The sequence below is a fragment of the Pseudoclavibacter helvolus genome (assembly GCF_014191305.1).
GTDB classification, from domain to species: domain Bacteria; phylum Actinomycetota; class Actinomycetes; order Actinomycetales; family Microbacteriaceae; genus Pseudoclavibacter; species Pseudoclavibacter helvolus.
Genome location: NZ_JACHWJ010000003.1, coordinates 428901 through 440811 on the forward strand (window position 1 = coordinate 428901; position 11911 = coordinate 440811).

The 11911-nt window shown below is 68.2% G+C and carries 12 protein-coding genes; 7 read left to right on the forward strand and 5 right to left on the reverse strand.

Annotated elements, in window-relative coordinates; translation table 11 throughout:
* The first annotated feature begins 92 nt into the window (after window positions 1-92).
* Window positions 93-1745 carry a bifunctional 3'-5' exonuclease/DNA polymerase gene (locus FHX72_RS11770; protein WP_183625265.1) on the forward strand — a complete coding sequence of 551 codons (1653 nt, stop codon included), beginning with the start codon at window positions 93-95 and terminating at the stop codon, window positions 1743-1745.
* 24 nt (window positions 1746-1769) lie between these two features.
* Here the strand turns inward: FHX72_RS11770 and FHX72_RS11775 are convergent, their stop codons facing one another.
* Both FHX72_RS11775 and FHX72_RS11780 read right to left on the reverse strand, forming a co-directional pair.
* Window positions 1770-2930, reverse strand: a complete 1161-nt coding sequence (locus FHX72_RS11775; protein WP_183625267.1) for an AAA family ATPase — start codon at window positions 2928-2930, stop codon at window positions 1770-1772.
* Window positions 2931-3032: 102 nt separating this feature from the next.
* Entirely contained in the window at window positions 3033-4403 is a 1371-nt protein-coding gene (locus FHX72_RS11780) for an NAD-dependent succinate-semialdehyde dehydrogenase (protein WP_183625269.1), read from the reverse strand.
* Window positions 4404-4613: 210 nt separating this feature from the next.
* On the opposite strand from FHX72_RS11780, the gene FHX72_RS11785 reads away from it, so the two are divergent.
* A complete protein-coding gene (locus FHX72_RS11785; RefSeq protein ID WP_235812572.1) occupies window positions 4614-6248 on the forward strand; it encodes an AAA family ATPase in 1635 nt (544 codons plus the stop codon).
* A 54-nt stretch (window positions 6249-6302) separates the two neighbouring features.
* Here the strand turns inward: FHX72_RS11785 and FHX72_RS11790 are convergent, their stop codons facing one another.
* The 3 genes from FHX72_RS11790 to FHX72_RS11800 are packed head-to-tail and all read right to left on the reverse strand — an operon-like array spanning window position 6303 to window position 8121.
* Window positions 6303-6806 (reverse strand): nuclear transport factor 2 family protein, encoded by a 504-nt coding sequence (locus FHX72_RS11790; protein ID WP_183625271.1) that lies wholly within the window; start codon window positions 6804-6806, stop codon window positions 6303-6305.
* A complete protein-coding gene (locus FHX72_RS11795) occupies window positions 6803-7288 on the reverse strand; it encodes a nuclear transport factor 2 family protein (RefSeq protein WP_183625273.1) in 486 nt (161 codons plus the stop codon). Before FHX72_RS11795 ends, FHX72_RS11790 begins: the two co-directional genes overlap by 4 nt.
* A gap of 2 nt (window positions 7289-7290) precedes the next feature.
* Window positions 7291-8121 (reverse strand): mycofactocin-coupled SDR family oxidoreductase, encoded by an 831-nt coding sequence (locus tag FHX72_RS11800; RefSeq protein ID WP_183625275.1) that lies wholly within the window; start codon window positions 8119-8121, stop codon window positions 7291-7293.
* Window positions 8122-8421: 300 nt separating this feature from the next.
* Here FHX72_RS11800 and FHX72_RS11805 point away from each other — a divergent pair, with 300 nt between their 5' ends.
* The 5 genes from FHX72_RS11805 to FHX72_RS11825 all read left to right on the forward strand — a co-directional run bounded on the left by FHX72_RS11805 (window position 8422) and on the right by FHX72_RS11825 (window position 11842).
* Window positions 8422-9006 (forward strand): MarR family winged helix-turn-helix transcriptional regulator, encoded by a 585-nt coding sequence (locus FHX72_RS11805; protein ID WP_183625277.1) that lies wholly within the window; start codon window positions 8422-8424, stop codon window positions 9004-9006.
* Window positions 9007-9107: 101 nt separating this feature from the next.
* The gene (locus FHX72_RS11810) at window positions 9108-9293 is read left to right on the forward strand and encodes a hypothetical protein (RefSeq protein WP_183625279.1); all 186 of its coding nucleotides are present in this window, start codon (window positions 9108-9110) and stop codon (window positions 9291-9293) included.
* 152 nt (window positions 9294-9445) lie between these two features.
* Window positions 9446-9889 (forward strand): PaaI family thioesterase, encoded by a 444-nt coding sequence (locus FHX72_RS11815; protein ID WP_068476532.1) that lies wholly within the window; start codon window positions 9446-9448, stop codon window positions 9887-9889.
* An 80-nt stretch (window positions 9890-9969) separates the two neighbouring features.
* Complete coding sequence (locus FHX72_RS11820) at window positions 9970-10407, forward strand: DUF3151 domain-containing protein (protein WP_068476534.1); 438 nt, start codon at window positions 9970-9972, stop codon at window positions 10405-10407.
* 148 nt (window positions 10408-10555) lie between these two features.
* Entirely contained in the window at window positions 10556-11842 is a 1287-nt protein-coding gene (locus FHX72_RS11825; protein WP_068476535.1) for an adenylosuccinate synthase, read from the forward strand.
* Window positions 11843-11911 lie beyond the last annotated feature (69 nt).

Here is an 11911-nt window from a genome sequence, read left to right on the forward strand (position 1 = left end):
GCCCCGACCGGGATCGGCGCTGAGGATCATCAGGCCGGGCTCGGCTTGTCGGTGCGGCTCGGCTTGTCCGTGGTCTGGCGCACAATGAACGGATGCACATCCTGGTCACGTCGCTCGAGCGCGGTTTCGCGCTCGAAGACCGCCGCGACGCCGGTCCTGTCTCTGCCGCGGCGGCGAGGGCTACCGCGGCGGTCGTGGTGGCTCCTGACGCGATCGCCCTCGCGCAGCTGGTGTCCGAGCGCGAGCGGTCGGCGCCGGCGAGTGATCCCATCCGCTGGGTGTGGAACAGCCAGGACATCGTGCCGCGGCTTCTCGCCCACGGCGTGCGGGTCGGCAGATGCCACGACCTTCGCCTTGCGGGTCGCATCCTCATCACGGCCGGCTACCTCGATGCGAGCCTCGACGTCGCGGACGCACGAGGGGGCGCGCACCCCGGCGATGGCCTTTTCGACCTTGACGCCGAGAACCCGGGCACGCCCGACGCAACTCGTGAGCTCTTCGAGGCGCAGCTCGGGGCCCTCGAAGCCGCCGACCAGGAGGGCCCCCGGAAGGGTGCCCTCGCGTTCCTCGTCGGGGCGGAGAGCGCGGGTGCACTGGTCGCCGCTGAGCTGCGCGCAGCGGGCATGCCGTTCAGTGTTGAGCGCCACGAGCGTGTGCTTGTCGACGTGCTCGGGCCGCGGGGCGCCGGCGGGCGGCCCGCGAAGCTCGAAGCCGCAGCGTCGGCGGTCCGGGCCGCGCTCGGCGAGCCGACGCTCAACGTCGATTCCCCGAAAGATCTGCTCGCGGCCCTGCGGCGGGCGGGGCTCGACGTCGCGAGCACCAGTAAGTGGGAGCTCTGGGGGAAGGAGCACCCCGTCGTTGAGGCGCTGCTGCATTACAAGCGCCTGCACCGCCTCTTCACGGCGAACGGGTGGACGTGGCGAGACGAGTGGATCCACGGGGGACGCTTTCGGCCCGACTATGTCCCCGGTGGCGTCGTGACTGGCCGCTGGGCGACAAGCGGCGGCGGGGCCATGCAGCTCCCGAAGGAGATCCGTAACGCCGTGGTCGCCGACCCTGGCTGGAAACTCATCGTGGCCGACGCGGCCCAGCTCGAGCCGCGCATCCTCGCCGCGATGTCGGGCGACGAGGCAATGGCCAGGGCCGGCGCGCAGCGCGACATGTACACAGCGTTCGTCGACCGCGGCGTCGTGCCCGATCGCGACAGCGCGAAGGTCGCGATGCTCGGCGCCATGTACGGAGCGACGACCGGCCAGAGTGCTGTCCTGCTTCCAGGGCTGGAGCGGGCCTACCCGCGGGCCATGGGGCTCGTGGCCTCGGCCGCGCGGTCGGGCGAGCGCGGCCAGCAGGTGCACACCTGGCTTGGGCGCACCTCGCCATGGCCACCCGCGGAGTTCTCGCCGCGTGACTTCGGCCGCTTCACCCGCAACTTCATCGTGCAGGGCACCGCCGCCGAGTGGGCGCTCACCTGGATGGCGGGCATCAGGCAGCGCCTCGCCAAGCTCGGCACGGTGGCAGGCGGAGCGAGCGGGGCCGTCGTGGATGCGCCACTCGAGCAGACCGCGCACCTCGCCTATTTCCTGCACGACGAAGTCGTGGTGCACGCGCCCGCTGAAGTCGCCGAGCGGGCGGCAGCGGAGGTCGTGGCGGCCGCGGCCGAGGCCGGACGGCTTCTGTTTTCGGGCAGCCAGGTCACCTTCCCCGTTGTCGCGCACGTCGTCGACAGTTACGGCGAGGCAAAGTAGCGCCTCTCGACGCCGCTCCCAGGCTCAGCGCTTCGGCCACACCCACTGCGGCCCTTCGAACTGGAGCTGGCCGCGGATGCTCGTGGAGCCCCCTTCCTTCTCGAGTTCGATGACGTTCGCGTCGTCGCGCAGCCCGTCCACGAGGGGCTGAGAGTGCGTGACGACGATGACCTGCGTCTGCTCGGACGCGCGTCGGATCAGGCCGGCGAGCGTCGGGAGCAGGCTGGGGTGGAGACTCGCCTCCGGCTCGTTGAGGACCAGCAGCTCCGGCATCCGCGGTGACAGGAGGGCGGTGGCGAGCAGGATCATCCGAAGCGTGCCGTCCGACAGCTCCCGCGCATCCAGTGGTCGAGCGAGGCCAGGCTGCGACATGACGAGCCTCGCCATGCCCGACTCGTCCTCCTCGATGCCGACCCGCGACCCCGGGAAGGCCGCGTCGATGGCGGCGTGGAAGGCCTTCGCGTGACCGACACGCTGCACGGTCGCGAGCGCCGCCGGCAGCCGTGAGCCGTCGTCCGGGAGCACGGGCGTGAAGGTCGCGGGGCTCGGAAGCCTCGATGGTGCCGCGGCGTCGGTGCGCAGGTAGTCGAGGAAGCGCCAGCCGCGCGCCGACTCCCGGAGTGCGGAGAGCTCTGGCGCCGTGGATGGGTCGGCGAGGGTCGCGAGCATCGACTCGGCTTCGCGGACGCTCCACTCGGCATGCACCAGTTTGAAGTTGGCGTCGCGCACCTTGACCAGGTTCCCTCGCCGCTCGACGAGCGTCGTCGATGGCCGCAGCAGCTCGCTCGACCAGACGAGTTCGCTCTTGACGACCGGGTCGAACGGGAAGTCTGAGATGACCGGGATTCCGAGGTCGATCGCGAAGTTCTGCAGGGGCCGCGGATGCTTCACCGGTGGCATGCCGAGGTCGGTCGCGTACGAGGCGGTCGAGGTGCGAAGCCCGAGCTTGAGGGAGACTGGGGTTCCGCGCGATCGCTCGCCCGCGTGCAGTGCCGCGCGCAAGCCGCCCTCCATGGCCAGCGACGACAGGGCGCCCTCGCGGATGATGTCGTGCAGTAGCCGAAGGGCGCGGTACAGGTTCGACTTGCCGCTGCCGTTTGCGCCCGTGACGACGTTCAGGCGTTCGAGCCCCACCGTGACGCTCTTGATGGACCGGTAGTTCTCGATGGCGAGGAGTTCAAGCATGCTCACACGCTAGGAGGTGCCGCCGACAAACATCACTGAGGGCGCGAAGAAGCCCCTCGGCGGAGCTGAACTCCGACGCGAGGGGCTTCCGGTCGACGAGGCCTACTTGACCTGGCGGATGAGCTTCTTGTTGACGAACTCCTCGATGCCGAGCGAGCCGAGCTCGCGGCCGAAGCCCGAGCGCTTCACGCCGCCGAACGGCAGCTCCGGGCTGTCGAGGCCGACTCCGTTGATGTAGACCATGCCTGCTTCGATGGCGTCGGCGACGCGCTGCGCCTGCTCCTGGTCGGTCGTGAACAGGTACGAGCCGAGACCGAAGGGGGTCGCGTTGGCGAGCTCGACGGCCTCCTCTTCGCTGCTGACCTTGTAGAGCGCTGCAACCGGCCCGAAGAACTCCTCGGTGTACGCGTCGTTATCCGGCGTGACTCCGGCGAGCACCGTCGACTGGAAGAAGTTCCCGTCGTGGCCGCCGCCTGCGAGCAGCTGCGCGCCCTGCGCGACGGCGCGCTCGACCTGTTCGGCGAGGTTCTTGGTCGCCGGTGCCGACGAGAGCGGCCCGAGCTCGGCGTCGTCCTTCGTCGGGTCGACGGGGGAGACCGCGGACATCGCGGCCGTGAACTTCTCGGCGAACTCGTCGTAGAGCGAGTCGATGACGATCATGCGCTTCGCGCCGTTGCAAGCCTGACCCGAGTTGTCGAGGCGGGCTGCGACCGCGGCCTCGACGGCCTCGTCGACGCTGTCGGTGCTGAGCAGGATGAACGGGTCAGACCCGCCGAGCTCGAGCACAACCTTCTTGAGGTTGCGCCCGGCGATCTCGGCGACGGCCGCGCCTGCGCGCTCCGAACCGGTCAGCGAGACACCGTGGATGCGGTCGTCAGCGATGATGTCGGCGATCTGCTCGTTGGTGGCGAAGATGTTGACGTACGCGCCTTCCGGGAAGCCCGCATCCGCGAAGATCCTCTCGAGAGCGGACGCAGACTCAGGGCACTGGCCCGCGTGCTTCAGCAGGATCGGGTTGCCGAGCACCAGGTTCGGACCGGCGAAGCGGGCGACCTGGTAGTACGGGAAGTTCCACGGCATGATGCCGAGGAGCGGCCCGATGGCGGTGCGGCGGATGAGAGCCGTGCCCTCGCCGCCGAGCAGCTCGATCGGTGCATCCTTCAGGAAGTTCTCCGCGTTGTCGGCGTAGTACTGCAGGATGTCGGCGCTGAAGTCGACCTCGCCGTACGACTGCTCCATGGGCTTGCCCATCTCGCGCGTGATGATCTCGGCGAGTTCCTCGCGGCGCTCGCGGTGCAGCTCGGCGGCGCGGCTCATGAGGGCGGCGCGCTCCGCGACGGTGCTGGGCTTCGACCAGGTGCGGTACGCACCATCGAGGCTCTGCAGGGCAGTCTCGATGCCGTCCTCGGTGACGAGCGGGAATTCCTCTCCCTGCTCGCCAGTCGCTGGGTTCACAACTACGTAGGTGCTCAAACTCACTCCAGACATTGGATGCGTGCGCGCAACATCGCGCGATTGGGTGAAGCCTAGGAGATGCGGCCTATGAAACCCAGGGTTCGGGACCGGATTTACTAAATGTCGTTCATTTTTCTCAGGCGCCCCGTGTCCTGGACTTCGCGCGCTCCCAGCCGCGCAGCCCTATGCTCTCGACCGGCGGGAGACGCCCGCCGCTGAGAGGCGGGCATGTTCGAGATGCAGAGACCGGATGCACGCGGCGGGCGCACCAGCGACCAGCCTGGCACGCTGCCAGGCGGGGAACCCAGCGCGGGCGCGACGGAAGACAACGACTTCCTGCGCGCCTTCAAGCGCTTCCTCGACCGAGTCAACGAGTCCCCGGCCGAGCAGGCAGCCCAGCGCACACCGTTCGGGGACGAGCTGAGCGAGTTCCTCGGGGCCGACGCCGCGGCCTTGCCGGTCGTCGTGGAGGACTTCGCGAGCTACCGCATCGTCGATGCAGATCTCGCGCTCGAAGAACTCGCAGGCCGCGGTGACGCGCAGCTCATCGGCGTGGCCGGGGGATCGGCCCACGCCCACGCCGGACTCGCGGAACTGATCACGAGTGCGCACATGCGCTTCAGGAGCGGCCCGGCCGAATACGCAGAGAAAGCGACCGGCCCATCGACCACCCGACAGGTCGTGAGCTTCGGCGCTCGCCTCTTCACCTACCTGGGTGAGCCGGTTGTCGTGATGCAGCGAGCCGCTCGCGGCGACATGGGGCGTCCGCAAGGGCAGCTCGAGGTGCTCGCCGCATCCGCCCCGCTCGTCTCCCAGCTGCTCAGCGAAGTCCGCTCGCTCATGGTCGAGCGCTCCGTGCTGCGCGGCAAGGTGCTCACCTTCGAGAACAGCGACTACCGGATGGACGCTGGTGCGTCGTTCCTGGAGCGGCCGAACGTGGCCGACACCGACGTGATCCTCCCCAGTGGAGTGCTCGACTCGGTGATCGCCCACGTCGTCGAGATCGGGAAGCAGCGCGAGGCGCTGCTCGCCGCCGGCCAGCACCTCAAGCGCGGCGTGCTCCTCTACGGCCCTCCCGGCACCGGGAAGACGCTCACCGTCAGGCACCTCCTGAGCCGCACCGAGGGAGTGACAGCCGTGCTGCTGACCGGGTCAAGCATCCAATACATCGGTGCGGCGGCCGAGCTCGCGCGCACGCTGCAGCCGTCGATCGTCGTGATGGAAGACATCGACCTCGTTGCAATGGAGCGGCACGCGTCGCCGCAACCGCTGCTCTTCGAGGTGCTCGATGCGCTCGACGGGCTCGACGGCGACGCTGACGTCGCCTTCATCATGACCACGAACCGAGTGCAGGTGCTCGAGCGCGCCCTGGTGTCCAGGCCAGGTCGAGTCGATCTTGCCGTCGAGATCGCGCTCCCGGGTGGGCCGGAACGCTTCCGGCTCCTCGAGAAGTACTCAGCAGGTCTGCCCTTCAACGAGGCGGCGCTCAGGGAGGCGGCCGAGCGCGCCGAGCAGACCACGGGTTCGTTCGCGAAGGAGCTTGTCCGCCGTGCGGTGCTCGCCGCGGCAAGGGCAGGCGTCGAACCTGACGACAGCATTCTGCTGCACGAGCTCGACGAGCTGATGTCGGCGCAGTCCGCGCTCACACGGCGGCTACTCGGCGACGGCACGGAACCGAGCGGCGATGAGCTGGGCGAAGGTGGGATGGAGATCATCTCCACGGCGGAGGGCGACCGCACCGGCGCCGTCACCTACATCCCGCTGGGCGCCCAGGTCGACCCAGGCTGGACCGCATACGTGCCCGATTCGGGCGACGTCTACCGTCCGGAGCTCGACGAGCAGACGCCCGAATCTGAGCGCTGAGCCGGGACAGTCAAGCACGGGCCGGGACGCCCGGACGCCACCGGTGCTCGTTCCTCAGCTGGAGGGAGCCCGCCAGTACGTTGACGTGAAGGTGCGCGTGGATGCGCCGCCAGGGTCGCTCGGTGGGCGCGTCCCTCGGCTGAAGTCGCGCACCTTGATGCGCCAGCCATCCGCCGTGCGCACGAACGTGTCGATGTAGTCGCCGCTTGCCGTCGTGCCGTCCGTGCGGACGAGGAGGAACTTCGACCAGGACTTGATCGTGCTGGCATCGACGCGATGCAGTGCCGTGTCGGTCGTGTAGTGCGGGTGATACGGCTTCACGGTGTTGATGACGCGGGCGAGCGCTTCGTCGCCGCGCACCGCGTTCGGGCCGGTTCCGAACGAGAAGTTGGTCGTGAAGACCTTCCGCAGGTGGGCCCAGTCGCGGTTGTCGATGAGCTGCCCGTAGCGTGCGAGCACGTCAAGGACTTCCGCGGCGTCGTTTGCCGAGACCCGCGCATCAGAGACGTTTCCAGTCGAGTCCCGCGCATCCGCGGTGCCTGCCGCTGCCGTCGTCATCGCCCCGCCTCGAACGCCTCGAACGAGTCGAACGTCTCAGCGCCAGCGGCTGAGTACTCGCCGTCCGGTCGCTGGCGGTTGCGCTCGGTGACCCGACGGCTCGTGATGACCCAGGTGCCGTCGCGCTCTTCCAGGGTATCGAGGTAGTCGCCGCCCGCGGCCGACGCTTCGTAGGTGACGAGCACGTAGCGGCTCCAGGCCACGGCGGTGCCCGGCGCGTCACCGGCGCGGATGACGGTGTTGAGCGTGTGGTGAGACGGGAGGTGCCCGCCCGAAGCCGTGGCGAGCTGCAGCTCGAAGGTCTGCGCTCCCGAGGGCCCTGCGAAGGTGCCGGCTGGCGTCTCGAAGCGTGCATCCGCCCCGACGATCGTGGCGAGCGCCTCCCATTCGCCGTTGTCGACGAAATGCCCGTAGAGGGCAAGAGTCTGCTGGATTCCCCAGCGGTCGTCTGCAGTCAGTTCGTCTGCGGTGAGTGCGGTCATGTTCAGCCCCATTTTATTGTCGAGCCAGCGTCGATCGGCAGCTGGATTCCGGTGATGTAGCGAGCCTCGGATGAGGCCAGGAAGAGGACGGCGTTGGCGACGTCGACGGGCTCGATCCAGCCAACATCGAGGAGCTTGCCTCGACTCCAGAGCTCTCGGACGTCGTCCGGCGTCGGGTTCTCGAGGTCTGGCCTGGATGCGCGCAGGTTGGCGTCGTTCATGACGAGAGGGGTGGCGACGGCGGTGGGGTGGATGGTGTTGACCCGCACGCCGTATGGGCCGAGCTCGTGCGCCCACGCCCGTGCGAGCCCGACCACGCCGTGCTTCGCGGCCGCGTACGTTCCCCCGCCGCCAGAGGCGCGCAGGCCGGCGCTCGAGGAGGTGATGATGATGCTTCCAGGGCTCACCTCGGCCTTGAGGACGGGGATCGCGGCCTTCACCGTGCGCCACACGCCGCCGAGATTCACGTCGATCTGCGCGTTCCAGTCGTCCTCGGTGACGTCTTCCGCCAGCCCGGATCCGAGGACTCCCGCGTTCGCGAAGACAACATCGAATGCCCCGAGTGTGTCGACCCCGTGCCGGACGGCCGCATCAAGCGATCCCTGATCGGTCACGTCGGCGTGCACCGCGAGGGCGCGAACTCCGAGGGACTCGGCGCCTGCCACGACTTCAGCGAGCCGCTCACTCGACTCCGCCCGGTCGAGCGCGACGATATTCGCCCCCTCCTGAGCGAGGCGACGGACCGTGGCGCTGCCGATGCCGCCGGCCGCCCCAGTGATGAGCGCGGTGGATCCCGCGAGTCTGCCCGAACTGTTCCGTCGTGCGTCCGACATGCCTACCCTGTTCCTCCTCATGAAGTGGCTGTGCTGGGCTCATAGAGTTACCGCGCTGGGCTCATGAAGTTGCTGCGCTGGCCTGATGAAGTCGCTGCGCTGGGCTGACAGTCTCACCGACCTCCGACATTCGGGCGTCGTCGCCGGTCGCGGAGCTTCCCCGGGCGTCACGGGCGGAAATGTCGACAGGAAACCGGCATGTGCGCGCCGATCTGTGTTTTGTGGCCGGTTCCGCATCCGCTTTTGCTAGTTTGTTGAACTAGTTTCCCTAGCGTCCAGCGCGCCAGCACGAGGAGGACCATGGCGCACAAGCCAGCCGAGCGCTCGTCCGGGTACTGGTACCCCACGGGTGGGGAGCACGCGACCTCGGTCGACGTGCTAAACCTGCTTCGCGAGTACCGCGAGGCAGAGGCGAAGATGCGCGCCAGAACGCGGTCGTCGATGCGCATGAACGAGAACGACCTTCTCGCGCTTCGCTTCCTGCTCCAGCAGCAGAGGCACGGCAAGGCCGTTGTGCAGAAAGACCTTGGGGAGCGCCTCAATATCTCCTCCGCATCCGTGACGGGCCTGGTGGATCGCCTCGTGAAGAGCGGTCACGTCGAACGTCGGCCGCACCCGACGGATCGTCGTGCTTCGATCATCGCGGCGACCGGGGAGTCGGACAAGGAAGTTCGAGAGACCCTCGGTGTCATGCATCAGCGGATGATCGCCGTCGTGGATTCCCTGAGTGTCGAGGAGCTCGACGGCGTCGCCAAGTTCCTCTCCGGAATGGTCGGGTCCGTCGCGGCGCCAGAGCCTGAAGGTGTGGACGCCGGCGACGGCTCCGGCGCTCAAGTGGCCGAGGGTCCAGACGATGCCCCGGTCATGGTTGTGCACGGCTGCTAGTCGAGCATCCCGCATCCCGCATCGTCGCGGTGCTTCCTACTCGCTGCGCCGATGCGAGTCAACCCCCTTGTTCAAGATATTTAGTTAGATAAGCTACATAGATGCTCGGACAACGACGAAGGCTCAACCGCACTGCAGTAGCCGACGCTCGACGACGGGCAGAGGACCGATATTGGGATGTGTACCAGCGCACCGTGATGCCTGGCGAGCTGCTCGCGCTCTGCTTCGTCGGAGCCACGATCTCGATCGGCATCGCCGTCTCCTTCTTCGCCTTCATGCCCCGGTAGGCGCAGGATGTCCTGGTAGGGAGGCCCCAGCCCCGCTCGGCACGTCGTCTTGCTCACTTGGATGGTCGGCACAACGCGCTCGGCCGGCCGGTCGATTGGTGCCAGGCTCGGGATGCGCATCCACCCCGGATGCCGTGGCGCAAGGGAGCGACATGACCGACCTCGCATCGATGACCGGACTCGAACAACTGCAGGCGCACCTCGCGAGCGGGGCGGAGATCGCACCGATCGCGCAGCATTTCGGTATGTCCGTCGTGAGCTTCGCTGAGGGCGAGGTCGTGTTCGAGGGTGTGCCGGACCGGACGCACTACAACCCGATCGGGACCGTCCACGGCGGATTCGCCGCGACGCTCCTCGACTCGGCGTGCGGGACGGCGGTCCACACGACGCTGCGTCCGGGGCAGGCCTACACCTCGCTCGAGATCAAGGTCAGCTTCCTGCGGCCGATGACGGCCGAGACCGGGCCAGTACGAGTCCGCGGCCGGGTCGTGAAGTCGGGGGCGCGGGCAGCGTTCGTCGAAGCGGAGCTCCGTGATTCCAGCGAGGTACTCCTCGCCACGGCGACGAGTACCTGCGCCATCTTCCCGAGCCGTTGACCCTTGGGTGAGCCGGCCGCTTTCCACAGCTTTGCGCCCGGCCGCGCCCCCGAAACAACCACAGGATAGAATCGGGTCCCGTGACCGGAACGAATCTCCTCGGTATCCCCGAGACGCGCCTCGCTGCTGAGCCAGAGGTCGTCGACGACCTCTCGAACCTGCCTCACGACCAGGCCGCGCTCGCGGCCATCGTCGAGAAGCACCCCGCGTCTTCGCTGGCCTGGGCCGCGCTGGCGGATGCGGCACACGCCGAGGGCAACACGATCGGCGCGTACGCGTATGCGCGGGTCGGCTACCACCGCGGGCTCGACGCGCTCCGCAAGGCGGGCTGGCGCGGGCAGGGCCCGGTTCCGTGGTCGCACGAGCCGAACAGGGGAGTCCTGCGCGCGTTCTACGCGCTCCGGCGAAGCGCGGCGGAGATCGGGGAGGAAGGTGAGCCGGAGCGGCTCGCCGACCTGCTGCATGACGCTGACCCGCAGGCGATCATCGAGATCGATCGGACGTACGCGGCCGACTGAGCGGGCATCCGCTCGGACGCACCGGGTCACACCACAGGACAAGCAGGGAAGGGGCGGGGCCGCAGAATCGGCCAGCCCAACCGCGTGGCTCACGCCACGCACACGACAGGCGCGAGCTGCGCCGATCCGACAGAGAACAGGGGCACACATGCCAGGCGTAGCGATTATCGGCGGCCAGTGGGGCGACGAGGGCAAGGGTAAGGCGACTGACCTCCTCGGCGACCGCATCGACTACGTCGTGAAGTTCAACGGCGGCAACAACGCAGGTCACACGGTCGTGATCGGCAACGAGAAGTACGCGCTGCACCTGCTGCCGTCCGGCATCCTCACCCCGGGCGTGACCCCGGTCATCGGCAACGGGGTTGTCATCGACCTCGACGTGCTGTTCCACGAGATCGACCACCTCGAGGAGCGCGGCGTCGACACCTCGAAGCTGCGTGTCTCCGCGAACGCGCACCTCATCACGGGCTACCACACGACCCTCGACAAGGTGACTGAGCGCTTCCTCGGAAAGCGCCAGATCGGCACGACCGGCCGCGGCATCGGGCCGGCCTACGCCGACAAGATCAACCGCATCGGCATCCGCGTGCAGGATCTCTTCGACGAGAACATCCTGCGCCAGAAGGTCGAAGCCGCGCTCTTCGGCAAGAACCACCTCCTCGTGAAGGTCTACAACCGCCGCGCGATCACGGTCAACGAGATCGTGGATGCGCTCCTCGTGCACGCTGAACGCCTCCGCCCCATGGTCGGCGACACCTCGCTCGAGCTGTACGACGCCCTCAACGCGGGCCGCAACGTCGTCTTCGAGGGTGGCCAGGCCACCATGCTCGACGTCGACCACGGCACCTACCCGTACGTGACGTCCTCGTCGTCGACCGCGGGAGGCGCATCCACGGGTGCAGGCGTCGGGCCAACCCAGATCAACCGCATCATCGGCATCGTCAAGGCCTACATCACGCGCGTCGGCGCCGGCCCCTTCCCGACCGAGCTGTTCGACGAGTGGGGCGAGCTGCTCCGCACCCGCGGCGGCGAGTTCGGCACCACGACGGGGCGCCCGCGCCGCACCGGCTGGTACGACGTTCCCGTCGCGCGCTACACGGCACGCATCAACGGCGTCACCGACTTCGTCATGACGAAGCTCGACGTGCTCAGTGGCATCGAGAGCATCCCCGTCTGCGTCGCCTACGACGTCGACGGTGTCCGCTTCGACGAGATGCCCGTGTCGCAGTCGGACATCCACCACGCGAAGCCCATCTACGAGTACTTCGACGGCTGGACGGAAGACCTCTCCGGCTGCCGCACCTTCGAGGAGCTGCCCGAGAACGCGCAGCTCTACGTGAAGGCCCTCGAGCGTCTCTCCGGTGCCCGCATCTCCGCGATCGGCGTCGGCCCGAAGCGCGACGAGATCATCCAGATCCACGACCTCATCGACTAACGGGCCAGCCGGCCACAGTTGTTCGAGGAAGGCCCGGACGGAACCCCAGATGGGGACCGTCCGGGCCTT